This window comes from Streptomyces sp. NPDC006294 (assembly GCF_042870895.1).
Lineage (GTDB): Bacteria > Actinomycetota > Actinomycetes > Streptomycetales > Streptomycetaceae > Streptomyces.
Genome location: NZ_JBIAHV010000004.1, coordinates 359,241 through 384,025, shown reverse-complemented (window position 1 = coordinate 384,025; position 24,785 = coordinate 359,241). Strand labels below are relative to the sequence as shown.

Sequence of the window (24,785 nt, the reverse complement as noted above, 5' to 3'; positions counted from 1 at the left end):
GAGAGGCGTCGGCAGTAAAGCTGTGAAGCTACATGCCAGGGTTGGTCAGCCGACCAGACCGTCGGCCATCTCCTCCGTCAGATTCGACTCCGTGCCCGGAATCCCCAGGTCCTGCGCCCGCTTGTCCGCCATCGCCAGCAGCCGGCGGATACGGCCCGCTACCGCGTCCTTCGTCAGCGGCGGGTCGGCGAGCGCGCCCAGCTCCTCCAGCGAGGCCTGCTTGTGCTCCATGCGCAGCCGGCCCGCGGCGGCGAGGTGCTCGGGCACCTCCTCGCCCAGGATCTCCAGAGCCCGCTGCACCCGGGCGCCGGCCGCCACCGCGGCACGGGCGGAGCGGCGCAGATTGGCGTCATCGAAGTTGGCCAGGCGGTTGGCGGTGGCGCGGACCTCCCGCCGCATCCGCCGCTCCTCCCAGGCCAGCACGGACTCGTGCGCGCCGAGGCGGGTCAGCAGTGCGCCGATCGCGTCGCCGTCACGGACGACCACGCGGTCCACGCCCCGCACCTCGCGCGCCTTCGCCGCGATGGACAGCCGCCGGGCCGCGCCCACGAGAGCGAGGGCCGCCTCGGGCCCCGGGCAGGTGACCTCCAGGGAGGAGGACCGGCCGGGCTCGGTCAGCGAACCGTGCGCGAGGAAGGCGCCCCGCCAGGCGGCCTCCGCGTCGCAGGTCGCGCCCGAGACCACCTGGGGCGGCAGCCCGCGGATCGGACGGCCCCGGCCGTCGACCAGCCCCGTCTGCCGAGCCAGTTGGTCACCGCCCGCCACCACCCGCACCACGAAGCGCGAACCGCGGCGCAGGCCGCCGGGAGCCATGACCATCAGCTCCGAGCTGTGACCGAAGATCTCCAGAATGTCGCGCTTGAGCCGGCGTGCCGCGATACCGGTGTCCAGCTCCGCCTCGATCACGATGCGGCCGCTCACCAGGTGCAGACCGCCCGCGAACCGCAGGATGGCCGAGACCTCTGCCTTTCTGCAGCAGGTCCGGGTGACGGGAAGCCGGGAGATCTCGTCCTTCACCGCTGCCGTCATCGCCATGGGCCGATCCTTCCATGCATCCGAAAAATACGGTCGTACGCGGCCGCCAACAGTTCCGGATCATGCTTCGAAACGCTGTCGGGAGAGGCCACCGGAGCCAGCTCGACCGCGGCGCCCAGCCGCTCGGCGGCGTCGGCGAGGGACTCGCGGTCGGGCACTGCGGCCTCGTCGGCCAGCACCACGTCCAGGGTGAGTTTAGGCGCGTGTCGTCCCAAAACCTCCAAATGACGCTGCGGTGAGAAGCCATCTGTTTCACCGGGCTGCGGCGCGAGGTTCAGGGAGAGCACCCGGCGCGCCTTCGTCTCGATCAGGGCTTCGAGCAGTTCGGGCACCAGCAGGTGCGGGATCACGGAGGAGAACCAGGAACCGGGGCCCAGGACCACCCAGTCGGCGTCCAGCACGGCGGCGACGGCCTCCGGGACGGCCGGCGGGTCGTTCGGCACCAGGTGCACGGACTGGACCTCACCGGGCGTGAGCGCCACGGTCGCCTGACCGCGCACGGTGACCACGTCGTCCGGGCGCGCCGGGTCGTGGCCCCGTACCAGCGCCTGGAGCTCGAGCGGGACGGCCGACATGGGCAGCACCCGGCCGTGCGCGCCGAGCAGCTTGCCGACCAGGTCCAGGGCCTGGACGTGGTCGCCGAACTGCTCCCACAGGGCCACGATCAGCAGATTGCCGACCGCGTGCTCGTGCAGATCGCCCTGGGACTGGAAGCGGTGCTGGATGACCCGGGCCCAGGTCTGGCCCCAGTCGTCGTCGCCGCACAGCGCCGCCAGGGCTTTGCGCAGGTCGCCGGGGGGCAGCACACCGAGCTCGTCGCGCAGACGGCCGCTGGAGCCGCCGTCGTCGGCGACCGTGACGACCGCGGTCAGGTCGCCGGTGATGCGGCGCAGGGCCGTGAGCGACGCCGACAGGCCCATGCCGCCGCCCAGGGCGACGACCTTGGGCTGTGCGCCGCGCTTCCGTGGCGACAGCGAGCGCGCGGACCTGCGCAGCCGCCGCAGACGGAGGTTGCGTCCGGTCACTCGCGCCCCAGGTCCCGGTGGACGACGACGGTCTCGACACCGGCGGACGCCAGACGGGCGGCCAGCTTCTCGGAGGTGGCGACGGAGCGGTGCTTGCCACCGGTGCAGCCCACGGCCACGGTCACGTACCGCTTGCCCTCGCGGCGGTAACCGGCGGCGATCAGCTGGAGCAGTTCCGTGTAGCGGTCGAGGAACTCCTTGGCGCCGGGCTGGTTGAAGACGTAGTTCGACACCTCGTCGTTGAGGCCGGTGAAGGGGCGCAGCTCCGGCACCCAGTGCGGGTTCGGCAGGAAGCGCATGTCGACCACGAGGTCCGCGTCGACGGGGAGGCCGTACTTGAAGCCGAACGACATCACGGTCGCCCGCAGCTCCGGCTCCTCGTCGCCGGCGAACTGGGCGTCCATCTTGGCGCGCAGCTCGTGCACGTTGAGACCGGAGGTGTCGATCACCAGGTCGGCGTCGCCGCGCAGCTCGCGCAGCAGGTCGCGCTCGGCGGCGATGCCGTCGACGATCCGGCCGTCGCCCTGCAGCGGATGCGGGCGGCGCACCGACTCGAAACGCCGCACCAGCGCGTCGTCCGACGACTCGAGGAAGACGATCCGGCGGGTCACCTGCTTGGCGTCCAGATCGGCCAGCGACTCGCGCAGGTTGTCGAAGAACCGCCGGCCGCGCACGTCCACGACGACCGCGATCCGCGCGACGTTGCCCTGCGAGCGGGCGCCGAGCTCCACCATCGTGGGGATCAGCGCGGGCGGCAGGTTGTCGACGACGAACCAGCCCAGGTCCTCCAGACACTTGGCCGCCGTACTGCGGCCGGCGCCGGACATCCCCGAGATGATCACCAGCTCCGGGATGGCCGCGTCCCCCGTGGCCTCGCCGCCGGGTTCCGTGCCGGGCTCGGTGCCGTTGCCCGTAATCACGTCTGCTGCTCCGTCTCCGTCGTGCTCAGTCATGCCGTACTGCCCCCGTCGCTCTCTTCAATGATCTCTCCTGTGGCGGTGTTCACGGCGGGCGCGGACGGCGCCGTCCGCGCCAGGGCCACGACCACGGACTCGGCCGTCTTGCGGCCCATCCCGGGAACCTCGCAGATCTGCTCGATTGTCGCCTGCCGCAACCGCTTCACCGAGCCGAAATGCTTGATCAGAGCCTGTTTCCTGGTGTCGCCGAGCCCCGGGACCGCGTCCAGCGGGCTGGTCCTGATGCGCTTGGAACGCTTGGAACGCTGATAGCGGATGGCGAAGTCGTGTGCCGTGTCACGCACCCGCTGCAACAGATACAGGCCCTCGCTCGACCGCGGCAGCACCACGGGGTCGTTTTCGTGCGGCAGCCAGACCTCTTCGAGGCGCTTGGCGAGGCCGCAGACCGCGACGTCGTCGATGCCCAGCTCGTCCAGGGCGCGCTTGGCCGCGGCGACCTGGGGCTGCCCGCCGTCCACGACGACGAGCTGCGGCGGGTAGGCGAACCTCTTCGGCCGGCCCTCCTCGTCCTTGGCCTCGTGCCCGGGCTCGTCGTCGCCGATCCACTCCCCCGTGCGGTCCTTCTCCGCGAGGTAGCGCTTGAAGCGGCGGGTGATCACCTCGTGCATGGACCGGACGTCGTCCTGCCCCTCGAAGCCGCGGATCTGGAACCGGCGGTACTCGCTCTTGCGGGCCAGTCCGTCCTCGAAGACGACCATGGACGCCACCACGTCCTCGCCCTGGAGGTGCGAGATGTCGAAGCACTCGATCCGCAGCGGCGCCGAGTCGAGACCCAGGGCCTCCGCGATCTCCTCCAGGGCCCGGGAGCGGGTGGTCAGATCGCTGGCGCGCTTGGTCTTGTGCAGCCCGAGGGCCTGCAGCGCGTTGCGCTCGACGGTCTCCATCAGGGCCTTCTTGTCGCCGCGCTGCGGGACCCGCAGCGAGACGCCCGCACCGCGGCGCCCGCTCAGCCACTGGGTGACCGCGTCGGCGTCCTCCGGCAGCGCCGGGACGAGGACCTCCTTGGGGACGGCGTCGCCGCTCTCCTCGCCGTACAGCTGCTGGAGCGCGTGCTCGACCAGGCCGGCCGTGTCCACGTTCTCCACCTTGTCGGTGACCCAGCCGCGCTGGCCGCGGACGCGTCCGCCGCGGACGTGGAAGATCTGCACGGCCGCCTCCAGCTCGTCCTCGGCGACGGCCATCAGGTCGGCGTCGGTGGCGTCGGTCAGCACCACGGCGTTCTTCTCGAGGGCGCGCTCGAGGGCCGTTATGTCGTCACGGAGGCGGGCCGCCTTCTCGTACTCCATCTCCTCGGCCGCGGCCATCATCCGCTGCTCGACACGGCGGATGTACGCCCCGGTGCGGCCGGCCATGAAGTCGCAGAACTCCTCGGCCAGTTCACGGTGCTCCTCGGGAGTGACCCGGCCCACGCAGGGCGCGGAGCACTTGCCGATGTAGCCGAGCAGACAGGGGCGGCCCTTCTGCACGTGGTTGCGGAAGACGCCCGCGGAGCAGGTGCGCACGGGGAAGACGCGCAGCATCAGGTCGACGGTCTCGCGGATCGCCCAGGCGTGTCCGTACGGCCCGAAGTAGCGCACGCCCTTCTTCTTGGCGCCGCGCATCACCTGGACCCTGGGGAACTCCTCGTTCAGCGTCACCGCGAGATAGGGATAGCTCTTGTCGTCGCGGTACTTCACGTTGAACCGGGGGTCGTACTCCTTGATCCAGGAGTACTCCAGCTGGAGCGCCTCCACCTCGGTGGAGACGACCGTCCACTCGACGGAGGCCGCGGTGGTGACCATGGTCCGGGTGCGCGGGTGGAGATTCGCCAGGTCCTGGAAGTAGCTCGCGAGGCGGGAGCGCAGGCTCTTCGCCTTGCCGACGTAGATCACCCGGCGGTGATCGTCGCGGAACCGGTAGACCCCCGGCGAGTCGGGGATCTGTCCCGGCTTGGGGCGGTAGCTGGAGGGGTCGGCCATGCCGTCCACCCTACTGGCGGGCAGTGACAGTACGGGTACGGCCCGCCAGGTACATGACCACTCCTGGTGGTTCGGGGCCGGTGCGGGCCGGGCGCGGGACGCGGATGCGCAGCGAGCCTTGTCGGGGAAAGACCGACCCGCTTCAATGCGGGGAACGTCAACCCGCTTCTTTGCGGGAAGCGCGGCGCTGCCCACGGGCCGGTGTGGCGACCCCACCTCCGTCCGTCGCGGCGTCCACGGGCTCTCGCTTCCCTTGTTCGGTGCCCTGCCCTGCCCCTCTCTTCCCTGCCCGCTTTTCCCTGCCCGCTTCCCTTGCCCCCTTTCCGTCCCCGTTCCCCGGAGGAATGTATGGGCCACGCACATGCCGAGGCCGATCTGGCGCAGGCGCTGAACACCGGCCCGTTCCACCTGGCGCTGCGCGCCGCACTCGCCGTGCGCGGGCTGCCGCTGCAGCGCGTCCAGCACCATCTCGCCCACCGCGGGATCAAGGTCGGCGTCACCAGCCTCAGCTACTGGCAGCAGGGCGCACGCCGCCCGCAGCGCCCCGAGTCGCTGCGGGCGGTGCGCGCGCTGGAGGACGTCCTGTGCCTGCCGGGGAACTCGCTGGTCCGGCTGCTCGGCACGGGCGACGACCGGGAGGACTGCCGCGCGGAGGCCGAACGCTCCGGCGGACGCGTGGACCGGTCCGGCGCGGTGGAACGGCTCGTCGCCGGCCTGGACCCGTCGGCGCCCGCGGACAGCGGGCTGCACACCGTCGGCCACCACGAGCGGGTCCGGATCGGGGCGCGGGGACAGCTGCTCGGACGGGACTCGCAGCAGGTCGTACGCGTCCACCGCGACGGCGTCGACCGCTACCTCGCCGTCCACCACGGCGGCCCGGGCTGCGACCCCGCGGCCGTGGAGGTCAGCGCCCGGGAGAACTGCCGCACCGGGCGGGTCCGACGGGACCGCGCGAGCGGCGTCATGGCCGTCGAGCTGCTCTTCGACACCCGGCTGCGGGTCGGTGACACGTACGTCTTCGGCTACGGCTTCGAGGACGGGACGGGCGGCCGGACCACGGAGTACGCACGCGGCTTCGGCTCCGCGGGCGGTCAGTACATGCTGCAGGTGCACTTCGACGAGGGAGCGCCGCTGCCCGTGCGCTGCCGTCGACTCTCGCGGGGCACCACGGGAGTGCCGCGCGGCCCCCGCACGGAACTCCCGCTCAGCGGGCGGCACCGCACGGTGCACCTCGTCGAGCAGGGCGTGCGGCCGGGGACGCTGGGGATCGGCTGGGACTGGGAGTGACGCAGCGGGCGCGGCGTCCCTTCCGGCCCACTAGGCGTCCGGGCCCGCCACGAGCCGGCCGCCCTCGGCCTTGACGGGCACCTCGGGCAGCGGGACCGTGGCCGGTCCGCGCAGCGCCTTGCCGGTCGTCACGTCGAAACGGCTGCCGTGGCAGGGGCAGTTGCCCTCGGTGCCCTCCACCGTGTCGAGGACGCAGCCGGCATGGGTGCACTGGGCGCTGAACGCCTTGTACTCGCCCTTCGCCGGGCAGTGCACGATCAGGCGCTGCTCGCGGTACAGCTTGGCCCCGCCGACGGGCACGGCGTCCGCGGCGCCGAGATCGACCGGTGCGGTGGGGGTGGGGTTCTCCGCGTGTCCGAGCTTGGACTCGGTGGAACACCCCGCGACCCCGAGCCCCGCGGCGCCGGCAGCCCCGGCAAGGGCAGCGCCCTTCAGGACGGTACGGCGGGCGGCGGTCGGGGCCATCGGCGCTCCACGGTTCGGCTGGTCATGGTGCGGAACGCGGGGGCCGCGTACCGCCAGACCCGACGATACCGGCGGAGATCGCCCTGCCGACGGCGGGGTGGTGGGGCGAAGTGGCCGCTGCACGGGGCCGTTCCCCTCCCCGCCCCTTCCCGCTGTACCGGATATGCGGCTCCGCCGCGTGGGGGCTCCGCCCGAACCGCGCCTCAAACGCCGGCGGGGCTGGAGTTCCCCCGGCAGGCTGGTTGCCGCGCAGCGGCAAATCCAGCCCGGCCGGCGTTTGAGGCCACCGCGCGGAGCGCGGTACGGGGTCCGGGGCCTGCCCCGGTTCGGGAAGGGGCGGGTAGGGGACCAGCCCGCCGCAGGCGCCACGCACCCGCACCCGCCGACGCGCCCCCGCCCCACCCCGATGTCACACCTTCCGCGCCCGCCCCACCCGCCCCGCCGTCTTCGCCGGCTTCCGCACGGCCGGCTTCCGCGCCGCCGGCACCGCCGCCCCGGTCGCCGCCGCGTCGCTGATCCGCTCCGCGTCCAGGATGTCCCGCAGGAACTTGCCGGTGTGGCTGGCCGGCACGCCCGCCACCTGCTCCGGCGTGCCCTCGGCGACCACCAGGCCACCCCCGTTGCCGCCCTCGGGACCCATGTCGATGACCCAGTCCGCCGTCTTGATGACGTCGAGGTTGTGCTCGATGACGATCACCGAGTTGCCCTTGTCGACGAGCCCGGACAGAACGGTGATCAGCTTGCTGATGTCCTCGAAGTGCAGACCGGTGGTCGGCTCGTCCAGGACGTAGACCGTCCGGCCGGTCGAGCGCTTCTGGAGCTCCGACGCGAGCTTCACGCGCTGCGCCTCACCGCCGGAGAGCGTCGGCGCGGGCTGGCCCAGCCTGACGTACCCGAGGCCGACCTCGTTGAGGGTGCGCAGGTGGCGGGAGATCGTCGGGACGGCCTCGAAGAAGTCCAGCGCCTCCTCGATCGGCATGTCCAGGACCTCCGCGATGGACTTGCCCTTGTAGTGGACGTCCAGCGTCTCGCGGTTGTACCGCGCCCCGTGGCAGACCTCGCACGGGACGTAGACGTCCGGCAGGAAGTTCATCTCGATCTTGATCGTGCCGTCGCCGGAGCAGTTCTCGCAGCGGCCGCCCTTGACGTTGAAGGAGAACCGGCCCGGCAGATAGCCGCGGACCTTGGCCTCCATCGTCTCCGCGAAGAGCTTGCGGACGTGGTCGAAGACGCCCGTGTACGTCGCCGGGTTGGACCGCGGGGTGCGCCCGATGGGCGACTGGTCGACGTGGACGACCTTGTCGACGAGGTCGTCGCCGTCGACCCGGGTGTGGCGGCCCGGCACCGACTTCGCGCCGTTCAGCTCGCGGGCGAGGTGGGTGTAGAGGATGTCGTTGACCAGGGTCGACTTTCCGGAGCCGGAGACGCCGGTGACCGCCGTCAGGACCCCGAGCGGGAACGCGACGTCGATGTCCTGGAGGTTGTTCTCCCGGGCCCCGTGCACGGTCAGCCGGCGTGCCGGGTCGACCGGGCGGCGCAGGTCCGGTGTCGCGATGGACCGCTTGCCGGACAGGTACTGCCCGGTCATCGACTCCTTGTTGGCGAGCAGCTGCTTCAACGGGCCGGAGTGCACGACCTTGCCGCCGTGCTCGCCCGCGCCGGGGCCGATGTCGACGACCCAGTCGGCGACCTTGATGGTGTCCTCGTCGTGCTCGACGACGATGAGGGTGTTGCCCATGTCGCGGAGCCGGACGAGGGTCTCGATCAGCCGGTGGTTGTCGCGCTGGTGGAGGCCGATGGACGGCTCGTCGAGGACGTAGAGCACGCCGACGAGGCCGGAGCCGATCTGGGTGGCGAGCCGGATGCGCTGGGCCTCGCCTCCGGACAGGGTGCCGGCGGCCCGGTTGAGCGACAGGTAGTCCAGACCGACGTCGACCAGGAAGCGCAGCCGCTCGTTGACCTCCTTGAGGACCCGCTCGGCGATCTTCTTGTCGCGGGCGTTGAGCTTGAGGCGGCCGAGGAACTCGGCGCACTCGCTGATCGACATCGCGGAGACCTCGGCGATGGACTTCTCCATCACGGTGACCGCGAGGACGATCGGCTTGAGCCGGGTGCCCTCGCAGGTCGGGCAGGGCACCTCCCGCATATAGCCCTCGAAGCGCTCCCTGCTGGAGTCGCTCTCGGCCTCGGAGTGCCGCCGCTTGACGAACTGGACGGCGCCTTCGAAGGCCGGGGTGGTCCAGGCGCGCTCGCGTCCGTAGCGGTTGCGGTAGCGGACCTCGAGCTGCGTCTTGTGGCCGTGGAGCAGGGCCTTCTTCGCGCGGGCGGGCAGCCCGGCCCAGGGCATGTCCGTGGCGAAGCCGAGCGCTTGGGCGAGCCCGTCGATCAGGCGGCCGAAGTACTCCTTGGTGTGGCCGTGCGACCAGGGGTGGATCGCGCCCTCGTCGAGGGACTTCTCCTCGTCGGGGACGATCAGCTCCGGGTCGACCTCCATGCGGGTGCCGATGCCGGTGCAGTCGGGGCAGGCGCCGAAGGGCGAGTTGAACGAGAAGGAGCGGGGCTCGAGCTCCTCGAACGACAGGTCGTCGTACGGGCAGTACAGATGCTCCGAGTACATCCGCTCGCGCTCGGGGTCGTCCTCCGCGAGGTCGACGAAGTCGAGCACGATCATGCCGCCGGAGAGCCCGAGGGCGGTCTCGACGGAGTCGGTGAGCCGGCGCTTGGCGGAGTCCTTCACGGTGAGGCGGTCGACGACCACCTCGATGGTGTGCTTCTCCTGCTTCTTCAGCGTGGGCGGCTCGGCGAGCTGGATGGTCTTCCCGTCGACCCGCGCCCGGCTGTAGCCCTTGGTCTGCAGGTCGGAGAAGAGGTCGACGAACTCGCCCTTGCGCTCACGCACCAGCGGCGAGAGCACCTGGAAGCGGCTCCCCTCGGGCAGCTCGAGCACCTTGTCGACGATGGCCTGCGGCGACTGGCGCGAGATGGGCCGGCGGCACTCGGGGCAGTGCGGCTTGCCGATCCGCGCGAACAGCAGACGCAGATAGTCGTAGACCTCGGTGATCGTGCCGACCGTGGAGCGCGGGTTGCGCGAGGTCGACTTCTGGTCGATCGAGACGGCCGGAGAGAGGCCCTCGATGAAGTCCACGTCCGGCTTGTCCATCTGTCCGAGGAACTGCCGGGCGTAGGAGGAGAGCGACTCGACGTACCGGCGCTGCCCCTCGGCGAAGATCGTGTCGAACGCGAGGGAGGACTTGCCCGATCCCGAGAGCCCGGTGAACACGATGAGGGAGTCACGCGGGAGGTCGAGCGAGACGTTCTTCAGATTGTGCTCGCGAGCGCCGCGAACGATGAGACGGTCGGCCACGCCGGTCCGCACCTTTCTACGTAGAAGCGGAGGCACAGCCCCCGTCCCGGACTGGGACCCAGTCTTCGGGGGCGGCCAGAAGATGAATGCCTGACTTTCAAGGATGCCTCCACCGAGCGTATAGCACGCGCATTCGATTTACGGACGCGTGCCGACACCTTCACCCGATCGAGTGGGCGGAGCTAGGGTCGACCTCATGATCGATCCCGTGAGCGACCTCCGCTCTGTACGTGAAGCGACGGACCGACTCCTCACCGCGGCCGCCGGACTGGACAACGCCGCGCTGGCCGGGCCGTCACGGTTGCCGGGCTGGACCCGCGGCCATGTGCTCGCCCACATCTCCCGTAACGCCGACGCGCTCGTAAATGTTCTCGAGGGCCGCCCGATGTATGTCACAGGCGAGGCCCGCGACGCCGACATCGAGCGCGACGCCCCGCGCACGCTCTCCGAGCAGCTCGACGACCTGCGCGCCACGGCCGCGCGCTTCGAGGACGCCGGTGCCGCGCCGGGCGACTGGGAGCGCACCGTCGAGCTGCGCAACGGCGTGACCGACCGCGCGGCCAGGGTCCCCTTCCGCCGTCTCGTCGAGGTCGAGCTGCACCATGTCGACCTCGGGGTGGGTTACGAGCTCGAGGACCTGCCCAAGGAGTTCACGGAGCGCGAGACGGCCTTCCTGGCGGACCGCTGGAGCGGCCGCGCGGACGTGCCCCCGACCCGTGTCGTGGCCGGCGGCGGCGAGTGGCGGACCGGCGGCACGGAGGGCACTCCCGTCACCGTCTCCGGCTCCCCCGCCGACGTGCTGGGCTGGCTCTCGGGCCGCCGCGTCGGCACGGGCCTGGAGTCCGCCGGGGGCCCGCTGCCCGTGCTGCCGGCGCTGTAGGCCGCTATAGGCTGAGACCCATGACATACAGCGGAGCGGTGAAGGTCGGCGGCCCGGCGGACGTGCACGAGCTCGCCGACCTGATGATCTCCAAGGTCGCGGTCGGACCGATGGACAACAACGCCTATCTGCTGCGCTGCCGGGCCACCGGCGAGCAGCTGCTGATCGACGCGGCGGCCGATCCGGACACGCTGCTGCAGCTGATCGGCGACGACTCCGTCACCGCGGTCGTCACGACCCACCGGCACGGCGACCACTGGCAGGCACTGGAGGACGTGGTCAGGGCCACCGGCGCCCGCACGTACGCCGGCCGTCACGACGTGGAGGGCATCCCCGTGCCGACCGACGTACCGGTCGAGGACGGGGACACCATCCGGGTGGGCCGGGTGGAGCTGACCGCCCGACACCTGGTGGGCCACACGCCCGGCTCGATCGTGCTGGTCTACGACGACCCGCACGGCCACCCGCACGTCTTCACCGGCGACTGCCTGTTCCCGGGCGGCGTGGGCAACACCAACAAGGACCCGAAGGCGTTCACCAGCCTGCTGGACGACGTGGAGGAGAAGCTCTTCGCCGCGCTTCCCGACGAGACCTGGGTCTACCCGGGGCACGGCAAGGACACCACCCTGGGCGAGGAGCGCCCGCACCTCGCCGAGTGGCGCGAACGCGGCTGGTAGGTCGCGCCGCAGCCGTCATCCGGCCGCGGACGTGAAGCCGTTCCCGCCACGCGGCGGGAACGGGCCGAGGCCCAGCAGGCCCGTGACCGTGCCGGTGGTCAGCGTGTGCCAGTCGGCGGCGCCCCGCAGCATCGCGTGGTCGCCGCCGGGCATCGACAGCGTGTGGACCTCCGCGCCCGCCGCCCGCGCCCGGTCGGCGAAGGCCCAGGTCTCCTCCGGGTCGGTGACCCGGTCCCGGTCGCCGTGCAGCAGCACGACGCGTTTGCCGGTCAGATGCTCCACGGGCTCCCCCGCGGGGCACCACGGAGCGAGTCCCACCACCGCCGACACCAGCGGATGACCGGCGGCGTGCAGGGCGGCGCGGCCGCCCATCGAGTGGCCGACCAGGACGGTGGGTACGGGCCCGGTGGTCGCCGCGAGTTCGCCGAGCGCCCGCAGGGCGTCACGGCCCGCGTCGGCACGTGAGCCGTTCCATCCCCGGTACCCGTAGCGGACCCGGCCCAGTGTGATGCCGTGCCCCGCGGTGGCGCGGGCGAGGGACCGGGCGAAGGGCCGCATCCGCGCACCGGGCAGGTTGAGCGCCGGCGGCGGCTCCAGCGCGTCGGCGCGGCCGCCGTGCAGCAGCAGGACGGCGGCCGCGGCCGGCGTCACGAACCGGTCGAGGCGCAGCGCCGCCCCGGTCGCGGTGCCGGTGTCCTTCGTGCCTCTGCGGATGAGGATGGCCATCACTTCCTGAGTCTGCCGGTCTACCGGTCTACCGGTCGAGGATGTCGGGGCGCGACGGGCTTCGCCCGGCAACCGCCGATCGCCTCCATCACGGTATGCGACGCCGGGGCCGTGGCGGATCGGGGCCGCGCACACCCGACGGGTGCGGACTGTCGCCGTCCGCACCCGCGGGGTGTGGTATGTCGCTCACGCCCGGGGCCGCCGGCCCCTGGACGTCAGGCCTTGATGTTCTTCTTCTCCACGTCGTCCTTCTCCACGGCGTTCGCCGCTTCCCGCTCCGCCTGCCTCTTCGAGGCGATCAGGCTGGTGACCGTCGTGGTGACGAGGACACCGCAGATGACGGCCAGCGAGAAGGGGATGGAGATCTCCGGGACGTGCACCCCGCTCTCGTGCAGGGCGTGCAGCACCAGCTTCACGCCGATGAAGCCGAGGATGACCGACAGGCCGTAGCTGAGGTGGACCAGCTTCTTCAGCAGCCCGCCGATGAGGAAGTAGAGCTGCCGCAGGCCCATCAGCGCGAAGGCGTTGGCGGTGAAGACGATGTACGGGTCCTGGGTGAGACCGAAGATCGCGGGGATGGAGTCCAGCGCGAACAGCACGTCGGTGGTGCCGATGGCGAGCATGACCACCATCAGCGGCGTCAGGACACGCTTGCCGTTGTTGCGTATGAAGAGCTTGGTGCCGTGGTACTTGTCGGCGACGCCGAAGCGGTGCTCGATCGACCTGAGGAGCCTGTTCTCCTCGAACTCCTCCTCCTCGTCGCCGGAGCGAGCCTCCTGGACGAGCTTCCAGGCGGTGTAGATGAGGAACGCGCCGAAGATGTAGAACACCCAGGAGAAGCTGGCGATGATGGCCGCGCCGGCGGCGATGAAGATGGCACGCAGCACCAGTGCTATCAGCACACCGATGAGCAGCACTCGCTGCTGGAGGTGCGACGGGACCGCGAACTTCGCCATGATCAGGACGAAGACGAAGAGGTTGTCGACGCTCAGCGACTTCTCGGTGATGAAGCCCGCGAAGAACTCGCCCGACGCCTGGCTCTCGCCCGCGAAGAGCAGGCCGAGGCCGAAGAGCACCGCCAGCACGATCCAGACCACGGTCCAGATGCCGGCTTCCCTGATCGATACGTCATGGGGCTTGCGCCCGATGAAGAAGTCGACCGCGATGAGGGCGCTCAGACCGAGAATGGTCAGCACCCAGAGGGTCATAGAAACGTCCACTGCGCCTCCGGCGTCGTACGGCAACTGATCAGCGTTGTCGCTGCCGGAGGTCTCCTCCACCCGGGCGGTCCACCGCCGCGGGCCGGCGCCCCGGGACTTCTCTGTCTGTCCGTATTGACGGGCACGCCGCGAGCCGGGAGTACTCCCCTCCGCGCAAAGAACGGTACATGAAAGGACAAGGAAAGGTAAAGAGAAAGGTAAAGCGAAGCCCAAGTGGCCTGGTCAACAGGCGCTACGAGATACCCGCAGAACAGACGAGATGCCTGCGGGTCAGCGGCCCCAGGACCGCCGGGCCTCCGTCACACGGGACAGCACCTGGCGCAGCACATCGCTGCCGGGCGGCACGGTCATCGGCTCGTACGTCCAGGCATGGCGCACCCACGGGTCGGCGAGGTGGTCGTCGGGGACCGGGGTGATCCGCAGCAGCGAGCGCCACAGCGGGTCGAGGACCGGGCCGTAGGCGGTGGCGTCCTCGCGGTCCGCCACCATCAGCAGATGGACCCCGACGGCCGGGCCCTCGTCCGCCAGATAGCGCAGCTGGGTGACCGCGCGGTCGTCGAAACCGTGCGGGAAGTCGTTGACGATCAGCAGCTGTTCACCGGTGTCGAGGTCGGGCGGGAGCGCGTCGGCGGCGCCGCCGCGTACCGCCATCGTCACCAGATCGACCCGCTCGGTGAGCTTGGCGAGGAGGGCGCTCACCCCCTGCGCTCCGGCGGCCGGCGGGCCCGCGAGGGCACCGGAGTCGACCAGTGGCGCCAACGACGCGGCGGCCGTGCCGGCCGGGTCTATCGCGTGGACGGTGAACTCGCCGGGCGGGTGCACCGCCAGCAGGCGGGCGGCGAGCATGACCGCCGAGTCGGTGGCCAGCCGCCGCAGCTGTGCCTCGTCCATCGCCAGCGCGGCATCCGAGCTCGCGCGCCCGCTGTCCACCCACAGGCCGCGCTCGAGCGGCAGCCGCACCAGGCACGGGATACGCAGCTCGGGGCTCTCCGGGAGATGGAGGTCGCCCAGGCGCAGCGCCATGGGGACCTCCATGGGGACGCGGTAGGCGTGCCAGCAGGGGTTGTCCCAGCGGGCGAACGCGGGCGGCAGCGCCGGCTCGACGACCTCCGACTCGGCGGTCAGCTGGGCCAGGTCCCGGTCGAGTGCCTGGCGTGCCTGGTCGGTCAGCTGCTCGCACTTCGCGCGCGCCGCGGCCCTGGCGGCGTCCCCGGTGCTGCCGATGCGGCTGCGCGGGTCGGACAGGACGTGGTCGAGCTCCTTGTCCATCCGGGACTCGGCGAACTCGACGGCGCTGCGGTACGCGGCGACGGTCCGGGCGAGGTCCTCGAACATGCCCCAGACCTGGTTGTAGAGACGCTCCTCCATGGACCAGCCGCTGGCATCGCCCGCCACCGGCGCGGCCGGACGGCCGGGCTCCGCCGGACCTGCGGCCGGAGCCGGCGGGGGCGGGGCCGACTGCCTGCGCGGATGCGCGTAGTCGATGGGCCCGGCCGGCATCTGCGGGGCGTCGTCGGGAACCGGCGTCTGCTGCGGAGGGGTGGCCGCCGCGGCCGGGTGCCCGGTGCGGCCGTCGGCCGGCGTGCCGTCCGCCGGGGACGGCCGGTCCGGGCCGGCCGTGGGCGTCGCGGCCTCCGCGGTGGACGTGCTCACCCGGGCGGGCTCGGCGCGCTGCGCACGCGGCACGGCCGCCTCCTGGATGGCCGCCGCCGTCCGTGCGGCGCCCTCCAGGCCCTGGTCGGCCAGGAGTTGGGCCAGCCCTCCGGCGTACCCCTGACCCACCGCGCGGACCTTCCAGGCGCCCTGGCGGCGGTACAGCTCCACCGCGACGACCGCGGTCTCGCTGTCCAGGCCGGTGATGGTGAAACTGGCGAGCTCGGAACCGTCCTGGCCCATGACCGCGACGAACGGCGCGGCGGTGGTGCCGAAGCGGTCCGGTCCACCGGTGCCCTCGGGGAGCGCGAGCAGCACGTTGACCTGCTGCACCTCCCCCGGCACCGCGGCGAGGTCGACGGCGAAGCGGGGCGACTGCTCGGCGCCCCCCGGCACCTCGACACCGGGCAGGGCCGGTACGCCGGGGTGGGCCACCCACTCCTCGCGCGCGGTGCCCTGCTCGCCGGAGCAGGTGGCGCAGGCGACGACCGGGTGGCCTGCCGACACCCGGATCTCGAGTCGGGTGTCGGGCAGGGGGTGGTTCTGCCCCCGGACCAGCTCGGCCGTCATCGGTCTGTCCCCTCAGTGCTCTGCTGTGTGCGGTCGTTGCGCGTCGTGCGGTCGGTACCTGTGGTGCGGTGCGCGTACGCGCGGTCTCTGTCCGTGTGCGCGGTCCGTATGCGGGCAGCTCCCGGCGGCCGTGCCTCCGGGAGCTGCGGTGCGACTCGGGACTGCCGGGTCTACAGGTGCGGCAGGATGGCCGGCATCAGGTCCTGGAACGTACGGCCGTTGGCCGGGTTGCCGAGGGCCGTCATCTGCCATCCGGCGCCGGCGCGGTGCACCTTCGCCATGATCTGGGCGGTGTACTGGCCGCCGCCGTCGAGCGTGTACCGCGCGAGCTCCTGGCCGTTGGTCTCGTCCACGATGCGGCAGAAGGCGTTCTGCACCTCCTGGAACGTCTGGCCGGTGAACGAGTTCACCGTGAAGACGATCTGGTCGATGTGGACGGGTACCCGCTGCAGGTCGACGAGGATCGCCTCGTCGTCGCCACCGGAACCGGCGCCGCCGACCAGGTTGTCGCCGGTGTGCTTGACGGAGCCGTCGTCGCTGACGAGGTGGCGGAAGAAGACCACGTCGACCGGCTGCTTGTCGGCGAACAGCACCGCGGAGGCGTCCAGGTCCACCTCACGCGTGCGGGAGCCGAACAGACCGCGACGGGGTGCCGCCTGCCAGCCGAGGCCCATCCGCACCGCCGTGAGGGTGCCCCCGTCACTCTTCTGCAGGCTGATGGCCTGGCCCTTGGTCATGTTGACCGTCACGCGCTGTCCCCTTCTCGCGATTTGCCACCGCCCATGTGTGCGGTTGTCCAAGTACCCTACGCAGTCACGCCGACAGCGCGGCGGGGCCGTCTGTTTTTGTGTCGGTCTTGCAACACAGCGCGCCCGTCCGGCCGTCACGCCCGGCGCAGTGGGCTCACGCGAGCCCTGCCTCCTTCATCTGGCGCAGTTCCTTCTTCAGTTCGCTCACCTCGTCACGCAGGCGGGCCGCGACCTCGAACTGGAGCTCCGCGGCGGCCGCACGCATCCGGTCGGTCATCTCCTCGATGATTCCGGCCAGTTCGGTGGCGGGACGGTCGGTGAGGATCTCGCCCTTGCGGCCCGCTCCCGCGCCGGAGCCGAGCGAGGGGACAGGCGCCTTGGCGCCCTTGCCCGGCTTGTCGGCCTTCATCTGGCGGTAGCCGGTGCCCAGCAGCTGTTCGGTGTCGACCTCTTCGCGCGCGATGGTCGCCACGATGTCGTTGATCTTCTTGCGGAGCGGCTGCGGGTCGATGCCCTTCTCCGTGTTGTACGCGATCTGCTTCTCCCGGCGGCGGTTGGTCTCCTCGATGGCCTTCTCCATCGCCGGGGTGATCTTGTCCGCGTACATATGGACCTGACCGGACACGTTGCGCGCCGCGCGGCCGATGGTCTGGATCAGGGACGTGCCGGAACGGAGGAAGCCCTCCTTGTCCGCGTCGAGGATCGCGACCAGCGACACCTCGGGCAGGTCGAGCCCCTCGCGCAGGAGGTTGATGCCGACCAGGACGTCGTACTCGCCGGCGCGCAGTTCCCGCAGCAGTTCGACGCGGCGCAGCGTGTCGACGTCGCTGTGCAGATAGCGGACCTGGATGCCCAGCTCGAGGAAGTACTCCGTCAGGTCCTCGGCCATCTTCTTGGTCAGTGTGGTGACCAGGACCCGCTCGTCCTTCTCGGTGCGCTCGCGGATCTCGTGCACCAGGTCGTCGATCTGGCCCTCCGTGGGCTTGACGACGACCTGCGGGTCGATGAGGCCGGTGGGCCGGATGATCTGCTCGACGAAGCCGTCGCCGCGGGACAGTTCGTAGGTGCCCGGGGTGGCCGACAGATAGACGGTCTGGCCGATGCGCTCCCTGAACTCCTCCCACTTCAACGGGCGGTTGTCCAGCGCGGACGGCAGCCGGAATCCGTGGTCGACGAGCGTGCGCTTGCGAGACGCGTCGCCCTCGTACATGGCGCCGATCTGCGGGACGGTGACGTGCGACTCGTCGATGACGAGGAGGAAGTCCTCCGGGAAGTAGTCGAGAAGGGTGTTCGGCGGGGAGCCGGGGTCGCGGTCGTCGAAGTGCATCGAGTAGTTCTCGATGCCCGAGCAGGAGCCGATCTGGCGCATCATCTCGATGTCGTACGTGGTGCGCATGCGCAGCCGCTGGGACTCGAGCAGCTTGCCCTGCTTGTCGAGTTCGGCGAGCCGCTGCTCCAGCTCCGCCTCGATGCCGTTGACCGCCTTCTCCATGCGCTCCGGGCCCGCCACGTAGTGGCTGGCGGGGAACACGTACAGCGACTGGTCCTCACTGAGGATCTCGCCGGTCAGCGGATGGAGGGTGGACAGCGCCTCGATCTCGTCGCCGAACATCTCGATGCGGACGGCGAGCTCCTCGTAGACCGGGAAGATCTCGATGGTGTCGCCGCGGACCCGGAACGTGCCCCGCTGGAACGCCGTGTCGTTGCGCGTGTACTGGATGTCGACGAAGCGGCGCAGCAGCTGGTCGCGGTCGATCTCGTCGCCGACCTTGAGCTGCACCATCCGGTCCACGTACTCCTGCGGGGTGCCGAGGCCGTAGATGCAGGAGACGGAGGCGACCACGACGACGTCGCGCCGGGTGAGGAGGGAATTCGTCGCGGAGTGGCGCAGCCGCTCGACCTCCTCGTTGATCGAGGAGTCCTTCTCGATGTAGGTGTCCGACTGCGGGACGTACGCCTCGGGCTGGTAGTAGTCGTAGTACGAGACGAAGTACTCCACCGCGTTGTTCGGGAGGAGCTCGCGGAACTCGTTCGCCAGCTGGGCGGCCAGGGTCTTGTTCGGAGCCATGACCAGGGTGGGGCGCTGGAGCTTCTCGATCATCCAGGCCGTGGTCGCCGACTTGCCCGTGCCGGTCGCGCCGAGCAGGACGACGTCCTTCTCACCGGCACGGACACGTCGCTCCAGCTCGGCGATGGCCGTCGGCTGGTCGCCGCTGGGCCGGAAGGGGCTGACGACCTCGAAAGGCGCCACCGTACGTTCGATCTTGGAAACGGGCCGCATGCAACAACCGTACGACCCCGCACTGACAGTCGGGTCCCGGACGGCGGCGGACCGGCCGGCTCAGAAGCGTTCCGCCCCGAAGTGACTGCGCCGGCGGCGGCGCTCCGCGGCCCGGTCCGTGGGACGGAACGCCGTCGCCGGCATGCCGTACGCCGCGGCCCTGGCGTCGTGCCCGTGCCGTTCGCCGCCCGACACCAGGAGCGGGTCGAACATCACGACGGCCCCGGCGAGCAGCAGGAACACCGCGGGCCCGATCAGCATGGGGCCGATGAGCGTGGCGGGCGGATCACCGGCGACGGCGACGGCGGCCGCGTCGACCGCCTCGACGGCCTCGTGGAGGTGGACGCTGACAGCGGCCATGCCGGTGTAGTGCATTCCGCTGACCGCGAGGCCCATCACGAGGGCGGCGCCCAGGCTCGCCAGGAATCCGTGCACCGAGACGGACGCCCACAGGGCCGCGGTCGCCGCGACCACGGCGATCACCACGGAAAGGGCGACGGTGAGCGTGTCGTACTCGAGGCTGCCCTGGAGCCGCATTCCGGCCATGCCGAGGTAGTGCATGGAGGCCACGCCCAACCCCGTGACCGCCCCGCCGGTGACCAGGGACATCCGGGTGGCGCCCCGCTGCCCGACGATGAAGATGCCGATGCCGACCATCACGATGCCCACGACCAGGCTGGCGAAGGTCGTCGCCCTGTCGTAGCCGACGGGGATCTCCTCGACGGTGAAGCCCATCATGGCGATGAAGTGCATGCTCCATATGCCCGAGCCGATGGCGATCGCGCCGAGCACCAGCCAGCCCGGCCGGTACGAGCCACGGTCCCGCAGGGACCGGGTGGTGCAGCGCAGCCCCAGAGCACCTCCGAGGCATGCCATCAGATAGGCCGCCACCGGGGTGACGAAGCCGTAGCCGAATCCGTCCACCGTGCCCTGCATCCGTTTTGCACCCTTCGTCCCGCGCGATCCCCCGCCGCCCCCGCTATCCCCGCGCTCTCTGAGGGAACGTCTGGTTCTGGGCGAGGGTACGGCTCGCGGAAGTGTATGCAAATGTCTCGGCGGAGATTTGTCGACCCCGACGCGCGGTGTCCGCTCCGCCGCGCCCGCCCGGCCCTCCTCTCAGAGGTTCCGAGGGCGGATCCGTTCACCCTCCGGCCATACTTCGCCTGTGCCTCGTTGGCCGGAGGCTGTCACTCTCGGCCCGTCCGTGATCCGACCGACGTGAGGAAGAACCCGTGTACGCACGCCCCGTCGCCGCACTGGCCGCCACGACCCTGGGACTCACCGCGCTGGTCCTGCCCGGTTCCGCCACGGGCGCCGACCACACCGCCGCGGCCACGGACGGCCCGCAGGTGATCGCACACCGAGGCGCCTCCGCCTACGCGCCGGAGAACACCCTCGCGGCGGTCGACCTGGCCGACGCCATGGGCTTCGTCTGGGTGGAGAACGACGTCCAGCGCACCGAGGACGGCGAGCTCGTGGTCGTCCACGACGACTCACTCGCCCGGACCACCGACGTCGAGCAGAAGTTCCCCGCCCGCGCCCCGTGGAGGGTGAAGGACTTCACCGCCGCGGAGATCGCCACCCTGGACGCGGGGAGCTGGCGCGGCGCCGAGTGGACCGGCGCCCGGGTGCCGACGCTGAAGCAGTACCTGAACCGGGTGGACGAGAACCGGCAGAAACTGCTGCTGGAGATCAAGAAGCCCGAGCTCTACCCGGGCATCGAGCGGGACACGCTGCGGGTGCTCGGCGAGGAAGGCTGGCTCGACCGGAGCCATGTGCGCGGCAGGCTCGTCGTCCAGAGCTTCGGCGCGGACAGCGTCAGGGCCGTCCACCGCGAGCGGCCCGACATCACGACCGGCTTCCTCGGCAGGCCCGCGGTGGCGGACCTGCCGGTGTACGCGTCGTTCACCGACCAGATCAACCCTTCGCACACATCCCTCACCGCCGAGTACGTCGCCGCGGTGCACGCGCTCAAGGGCGCCCACGGCAAGCCGCTGCGGGTCAGCACCTGGACCGTGAACGACGCGGCGGCGGCCGAGCGGGTGGCCGGCTTCGGCGTGGACGGGATCATCACCAACAAACCCGACGTCGTACGGGACGCGGTGGGCTGAGCCGAACCGGCCCGACTGTCAGTGGCCGGCCGTACCGTGGTCCGCATGAAGACGTTCGAGTGGACCGTGATCGGCACGGACATCGGTCCGCTGTTCCTCGCCGCGACCGACGCCGGCCTGGTCAGCGTGGTGTTCCACGCCTCACCGGCCGTGCGGGACCGCGCCGTGGGACAGCTGGCGGGCCGTCTCGGGGCCGAGCCCGTCGAGGACGCGACGGGCAGACTCGCCGAGCCGATACGCCGGTTCGAGGCCTACTTCGCGGGCACGCTGCACGACTTCGCGCTGCCGCTGGACTGGTCGCTCTCGGCCGGCTTCAACCGGCAGGTGCTGCGGGAGCTGCTGTCCGGCGTGGAGTACGGCACGGTCGTCGGTTACGGGGACCTCGCGACCCGCGTCGGACAGCCGGGCGCGGCGCAGGCCGTGGGCGCCGCGATGGGGTCCAATCCACTGCCGGTCGTGGTGCCGTGCCACCGGGTGGTCGAGACCGACGGCGGACTCGGGGGCTTCGGGGGAGGCCTGGAGACCAAACGGCAGCTGCTGGCGCTGGAGGGTGTCCTGCCGCAGCCGTTGTTCTGACGCTCCCGCCGCCGGAAGTCCGTTCTGGCACACTGCGTCAGTGACCACGACCCCCGACGCCGCTGACATACCCGAGGCGCCCAAGGCAGCGGCGGTGCCGGCCGCCGCCGATCTGCCCTCGATACGCCGACGTATCAACGCGGTGCTGATCGCGAGCCAGATTCTGGGCGGTCTCGGGGTCGCCACCGGTATCGCGCTGGCCGCGGTGCTCGCACAGCAGGTCAGCGGCACCGAGGCGCTGTCGGGGCTCGCTCCGACCGCCACCGTCGCCGGGACCGCGCTGCTGTCCGTGCCGCTGGCCGCGCTGATGACCTCGCGAGGCCGCCGCCCCGGACTGGTCCTCGCCTATCTCATCGGCGCGCTGGGCGCGGGAGTGGTCGTCGTGGCCGCCGTCATCGACAGCTTTCCTCTGCTGCTCGCCGGCATGGCCGGCTTCGGCGGCGCGTCGTCCGCGAATCTGCAGGCCCGTTTCGCCGCCGCCGACCTCGCCGAGCCCGAGCGGCGGGGGCGGGCCATCTCCACCGTCGTGTGGGCGACGACGATCGGCGCGGTCCTCGGGCCCAACATCGCCTCCCCCGCCGGCCGGAGTGTCACCGGGCTCGGCATCCCTGCGGCCGCCGGGCCGTTCCTCTGGGCGGCCGGGGTGTTCCTGGTGTCGGCGGTGCTCGTCCTCGTACTGCTGCGGCCGGATCCGCTGCTCACCGCCCGGGCGATGTCCCCGACGGACAACTCGCCGAAGGGCCGGTCGCTCAAGGCCGGGCTGCAGGCCGTACGCGAGTCGCCCATGGCCAGGCTGGCCCTGGTGACCGTGGCCGTCTCGCACACCGCCATGGTGTCGATCATGTCGATGACTCCGGTCGCGCTCAGCCACCACGGCGCCGGCATCGAACTGATCGGCCTGGTGATCAGCGGCCACATCGCGGGCATGTACGCCTTCTCGCCGGTGATGGGCCGGCTCACGGACCGCTTCGGACGGCTCGCGGTGATCGGCCTCGCGGCGGGCCTGCTCTGCACGGCCGCGCTGTTGGCCGGTACGGCGGGCGCGAGTCACGGGCAGACCGCGGCCGGGCTGTTCGTCCTCGGACTCGGCTGGTCGGCGGGGCTGGTCGCCGGCTCGACCCTGCTCACCGAGTCCGTCCCGCAGCCCACGAGGGCGGCGGGACAGGGCCTGTCCGACCTGACGATGAACGCGGCGGCGGGCATCGGCGGCGCGGCGGCGGGGCTGGTGGTGGCGCAGGCCGGCTACGGGTGGCTGAACGTGATCGGCGCACTGCTGCTGCTGCCGATGGCGGGACTGGCGATGCGGCGGGCGCTGGCCCCGGGGTAGCGGCCGGGACGCCGGGGCCGCCCCGCCCTGATGTTTGCGGCCGCCTCGGCCGCGCCAGGGATGGGACATGTCCGAGAGCGCAGTCATAGTGTCCGAAGAGGTAAGGGAAGCACTCCGCACCGGGGCTCCCGTCGTGGCCCTGGAGTCGACGATCATCGCGCACGGGCTGCCGCGTCCGCGCAATCTGACCGTCGCGAAGGAGCTCGAGTCCCTGGTCCGCGCCGGCGGCGCGGTCCCCGCGACCGTCGCCGTACTCGACGGAAGAGCCCGCGTCGGTCTCACCAAGGCCGAGCTGGAACGGGTCGCCGGTGACCCGGAGCTGCGCAAGCTGGGCCACCGCGACCTCGCCCCCGCGCTCGCCACGGGCGCGAGCGGCGCGACGACCGTCTCCGCCACGGCGTTCCTCGCCGACCGGGCCGGCGTCCGGGTCTTCGCGACCGGCGGGCTCGGCGGTGTGCACCGGGGCTGGACCGAGACGCAGGACGAGTCGGCGGACCTGGGGCTGCTCGCCGGGGTCGGCGTGACCGTGGTGTGCGCGGGCGTGAAGTCGATCCTGGACGTCCCGGCCACGCTGCAGCGGCTGGAGACGCTCGGCGTGACGGTGATCGGGTACGGCACGGACCGGTTCCCCGGCTTCTATCTGGCGTCCTCCGGCGAACCGGTCGACTGGACCGTCCGCTCGCCCGCCGAGGCCGCCGCCGTGATGCGTGCCCAGGACGCCGTCGGCGAGCCGCACTCCTCACTGATCGTGGCCAACCCCGTCCCGGTGGCGGAGCAGTTGGACCCGGCGCTGCACGACCTGGTGCTGGCACGGTCGCTCGACGAGGCGCGGGCGGAGGGCGTCACGGGCCAGGCCGTCACACCGTTCCTCCTCGAACGGCTGATGCGGTACACCGACGGAGCGTCCCTCGAGGCCAACCTGGCGGCGGTGCGCGGCAATGTGCGGCTGGCGGCGCTGATCGCAGCGGCGTACGCGTGACGGGGCTCCTCGTCGTGGGCGAGGTCGTCACCGATGTCGTCGCCCGGTACAGCACGCCGCTCGCGCCCGGCACGGACACCGCCGCGCGGATCCGTGTCCTGCCCGGCGGCGCCGGGTCCAACGTGGCGTGCTGGGCGGCCCATCGGGGCTGCCGCGAGGTGCGGCTGCTCGCCCGGGCGGGCGTCGCCGACCTGGAGTGGCACGCGAAGCGGCTGCGTACGGCGGGGGTGGTGCCGCTGCTCGTGCCCGACGATGAGGTCCCGACCGCGACGGTCGTCGCGCTCGTCGACGCCACAGCCGAGCGAACGTTCCTCACCGACAGCGGCGCGGTACTGCGGCTGTGCCCGGCGGACTGGTCCGCGTCGATGCTCGACGGCGTCGGCCATCTGCACCTGTCCGGCTATCTGTTCTTCTCGGACACCAGCCGGGCCGCCGCGCTGAGCGCCATGACGGCGGCACGAGGCAGGGGCGTGCCGGTGAGCGTGGATCCCGCCTCCACCGGTTTCATCGCCGAACTGGGCGTCGAGCGCCTGCTCTCGGTCCTCGACGGCGTGGACGTCCTGCTGCCGAACGCGGACGAGGCCCGGCTCCTGACCGGTCTGCCCGACCCGGCCGAAGCCGCCGCGAAACTCAGCCGCCTGGTGCCGCTCGCGGTGGTGACACTGGGGGCCCGGGGTGCGCTGCTCGCCGAGGCCGGCCGGGTCACGGCCCGCCTGCCGCCGTGTGCGGCCGAGGCGCTGGACACGACGGGCGCGGGCGACGCCTTCACGGGGGCGTTTCTGGCGGCGCGGCTGGCGGGCGCCGACGCCGCTGCGGCGGCGGAGGAGGGGTGCCGGGCGGGTGCGGAGGCGGTGGGAAGGACCGGCGGCCGGCCCTGAGCCGCGCCGGACGGGCCCGGAGACCGGATGACACCGCCCTGCTCCAC

General features: G+C 71.6%; 20 protein-coding genes. 8 read left to right on the top strand and 12 right to left on the bottom strand.

Features of this window, described 5'->3' with window-relative positions; all coding sequences use genetic code 11:
- Window positions 1-45: 45 nt before the first annotated feature.
- The 4 genes from whiA to uvrC are packed head-to-tail and all read right to left on the bottom strand — an operon-like array spanning window position 46 to window position 4,995.
- Complete coding sequence (gene whiA / locus ACFYOP_RS09570; RefSeq protein WP_005318962.1) at window positions 46-1,035, bottom strand: DNA-binding protein WhiA; 990 nt, start codon at window positions 1,033-1,035, stop codon at window positions 46-48.
- Window positions 1,026-2,060: a uridine diphosphate-N-acetylglucosamine-binding protein YvcK gene (yvcK, locus tag ACFYOP_RS09565; protein WP_356891820.1), complete on the bottom strand. Its 1,035-nt coding sequence runs from the start codon at window positions 2,058-2,060 to the stop codon at window positions 1,026-1,028. The genes whiA and yvcK overlap by 10 nt, the downstream gene beginning before the upstream one ends.
- Complete coding sequence (gene rapZ, locus ACFYOP_RS09560) at window positions 2,057-3,013, bottom strand: RNase adapter RapZ (RefSeq protein ID WP_356891822.1); 957 nt, start codon at window positions 3,011-3,013, stop codon at window positions 2,057-2,059. The genes yvcK and rapZ overlap by 4 nt, the downstream gene beginning before the upstream one ends.
- Complete coding sequence (gene uvrC / locus ACFYOP_RS09555) at window positions 3,010-4,995, bottom strand: excinuclease ABC subunit UvrC (RefSeq protein ID WP_356891824.1); 1,986 nt, start codon at window positions 4,993-4,995, stop codon at window positions 3,010-3,012. Before uvrC ends, rapZ begins: the two co-directional genes overlap by 4 nt.
- A gap of 348 nt (window positions 4,996-5,343) precedes the next feature.
- On the opposite strand from uvrC, the gene ACFYOP_RS09550 reads away from it, so the two are divergent.
- Window positions 5,344-6,282 carry a hypothetical protein gene (locus tag ACFYOP_RS09550; protein WP_356891826.1) on the top strand — a complete coding sequence of 313 codons (939 nt, stop codon included), beginning with the start codon at window positions 5,344-5,346 and terminating at the stop codon, window positions 6,280-6,282.
- Between the two features lie 30 nt (window positions 6,283-6,312).
- On the opposite strand, the gene ACFYOP_RS09545 is transcribed toward ACFYOP_RS09550, so the two are convergent.
- Window positions 6,313-6,747 carry a Rieske (2Fe-2S) protein gene (locus ACFYOP_RS09545; protein ID WP_356891828.1) on the bottom strand — a complete coding sequence of 145 codons (435 nt, stop codon included), beginning with the start codon at window positions 6,745-6,747 and terminating at the stop codon, window positions 6,313-6,315.
- A gap of 409 nt (window positions 6,748-7,156) precedes the next feature.
- Window positions 7,157-10,111, bottom strand: coding sequence for an excinuclease ABC subunit UvrA (gene uvrA / locus ACFYOP_RS09540; RefSeq protein ID WP_356891830.1), 2,955 nt, complete (start codon window positions 10,109-10,111; stop codon window positions 7,157-7,159).
- Between the two features lie 196 nt (window positions 10,112-10,307).
- Between uvrA and ACFYOP_RS09535 the strand changes: the two genes are divergently transcribed.
- The gene (locus ACFYOP_RS09535; RefSeq protein ID WP_356891832.1) at window positions 10,308-10,991 is read left to right on the top strand and encodes a maleylpyruvate isomerase family mycothiol-dependent enzyme; all 684 of its coding nucleotides are present in this window, start codon (window positions 10,308-10,310) and stop codon (window positions 10,989-10,991) included.
- Window positions 10,992-11,011: 20 nt separating this feature from the next.
- Window positions 11,012-11,668: an MBL fold metallo-hydrolase gene (locus tag ACFYOP_RS09530; protein WP_356891834.1), complete on the top strand. Its 657-nt coding sequence runs from the start codon at window positions 11,012-11,014 to the stop codon at window positions 11,666-11,668.
- A 15-nt stretch (window positions 11,669-11,683) separates the two neighbouring features.
- Here the strand turns inward: ACFYOP_RS09530 and ACFYOP_RS09525 are convergent, their stop codons facing one another.
- The 6 genes from ACFYOP_RS09525 to ACFYOP_RS09500 form a co-directional block, all read right to left on the bottom strand.
- Window positions 11,684-12,394, bottom strand: a complete 711-nt coding sequence (locus ACFYOP_RS09525) for an alpha/beta family hydrolase (protein ID WP_356891836.1) — start codon at window positions 12,392-12,394, stop codon at window positions 11,684-11,686.
- Between the two features lie 215 nt (window positions 12,395-12,609).
- Entirely contained in the window at window positions 12,610-13,614 is a 1,005-nt protein-coding gene (locus ACFYOP_RS09520) for a TerC family protein (protein ID WP_356891838.1), read from the bottom strand.
- A gap of 270 nt (window positions 13,615-13,884) precedes the next feature.
- A complete protein-coding gene (locus tag ACFYOP_RS09515) occupies window positions 13,885-15,837 on the bottom strand; it encodes a TerD family protein (protein WP_356891840.1) in 1,953 nt (650 codons plus the stop codon).
- A 170-nt stretch (window positions 15,838-16,007) separates the two neighbouring features.
- Window positions 16,008-16,586, bottom strand: coding sequence for a TerD family protein (locus tag ACFYOP_RS09510; protein WP_005318943.1), 579 nt, complete (start codon window positions 16,584-16,586; stop codon window positions 16,008-16,010).
- Window positions 16,587-16,740: 154 nt separating this feature from the next.
- Window positions 16,741-18,867 carry an excinuclease ABC subunit UvrB gene (gene uvrB / locus ACFYOP_RS09505; protein ID WP_356891842.1) on the bottom strand — a complete coding sequence of 709 codons (2,127 nt, stop codon included), beginning with the start codon at window positions 18,865-18,867 and terminating at the stop codon, window positions 16,741-16,743.
- 60 nt (window positions 18,868-18,927) lie between these two features.
- On the bottom strand, window positions 18,928-19,803 hold the full coding sequence (locus ACFYOP_RS09500; protein WP_356891844.1) for an MHYT domain-containing protein: 876 nt from the start codon (window positions 19,801-19,803) through the stop codon (window positions 18,928-18,930).
- A gap of 296 nt (window positions 19,804-20,099) precedes the next feature.
- Here ACFYOP_RS09500 and ACFYOP_RS09495 point away from each other — a divergent pair, with 296 nt between their 5' ends.
- The 5 genes from ACFYOP_RS09495 (at window position 20,100) to ACFYOP_RS09475 (ending at window position 24,738) form a co-directional block, all read left to right on the top strand.
- Window positions 20,100-20,978: a glycerophosphodiester phosphodiesterase family protein gene (locus ACFYOP_RS09495; RefSeq protein ID WP_356891846.1), complete on the top strand. Its 879-nt coding sequence runs from the start codon at window positions 20,100-20,102 to the stop codon at window positions 20,976-20,978.
- Window positions 20,979-21,023: 45 nt separating this feature from the next.
- Complete coding sequence (locus ACFYOP_RS09490) at window positions 21,024-21,554, top strand: methylated-DNA--[protein]-cysteine S-methyltransferase (protein ID WP_356891848.1); 531 nt, start codon at window positions 21,024-21,026, stop codon at window positions 21,552-21,554.
- Between the two features lie 40 nt (window positions 21,555-21,594).
- Window positions 21,595-22,881 carry an MFS transporter gene (locus ACFYOP_RS09485; RefSeq protein ID WP_356891850.1) on the top strand — a complete coding sequence of 429 codons (1,287 nt, stop codon included), beginning with the start codon at window positions 21,595-21,597 and terminating at the stop codon, window positions 22,879-22,881.
- A gap of 67 nt (window positions 22,882-22,948) precedes the next feature.
- Window positions 22,949-23,860 carry a pseudouridine-5'-phosphate glycosidase gene (locus tag ACFYOP_RS09480; RefSeq protein WP_356891852.1) on the top strand — a complete coding sequence of 304 codons (912 nt, stop codon included), beginning with the start codon at window positions 22,949-22,951 and terminating at the stop codon, window positions 23,858-23,860.
- Complete coding sequence (locus ACFYOP_RS09475) at window positions 23,857-24,738, top strand: PfkB family carbohydrate kinase (protein WP_356891854.1); 882 nt, start codon at window positions 23,857-23,859, stop codon at window positions 24,736-24,738. Before ACFYOP_RS09480 ends, ACFYOP_RS09475 begins: the two co-directional genes overlap by 4 nt.
- The last annotated feature ends 47 nt before the right edge of the window (window positions 24,739-24,785 follow it).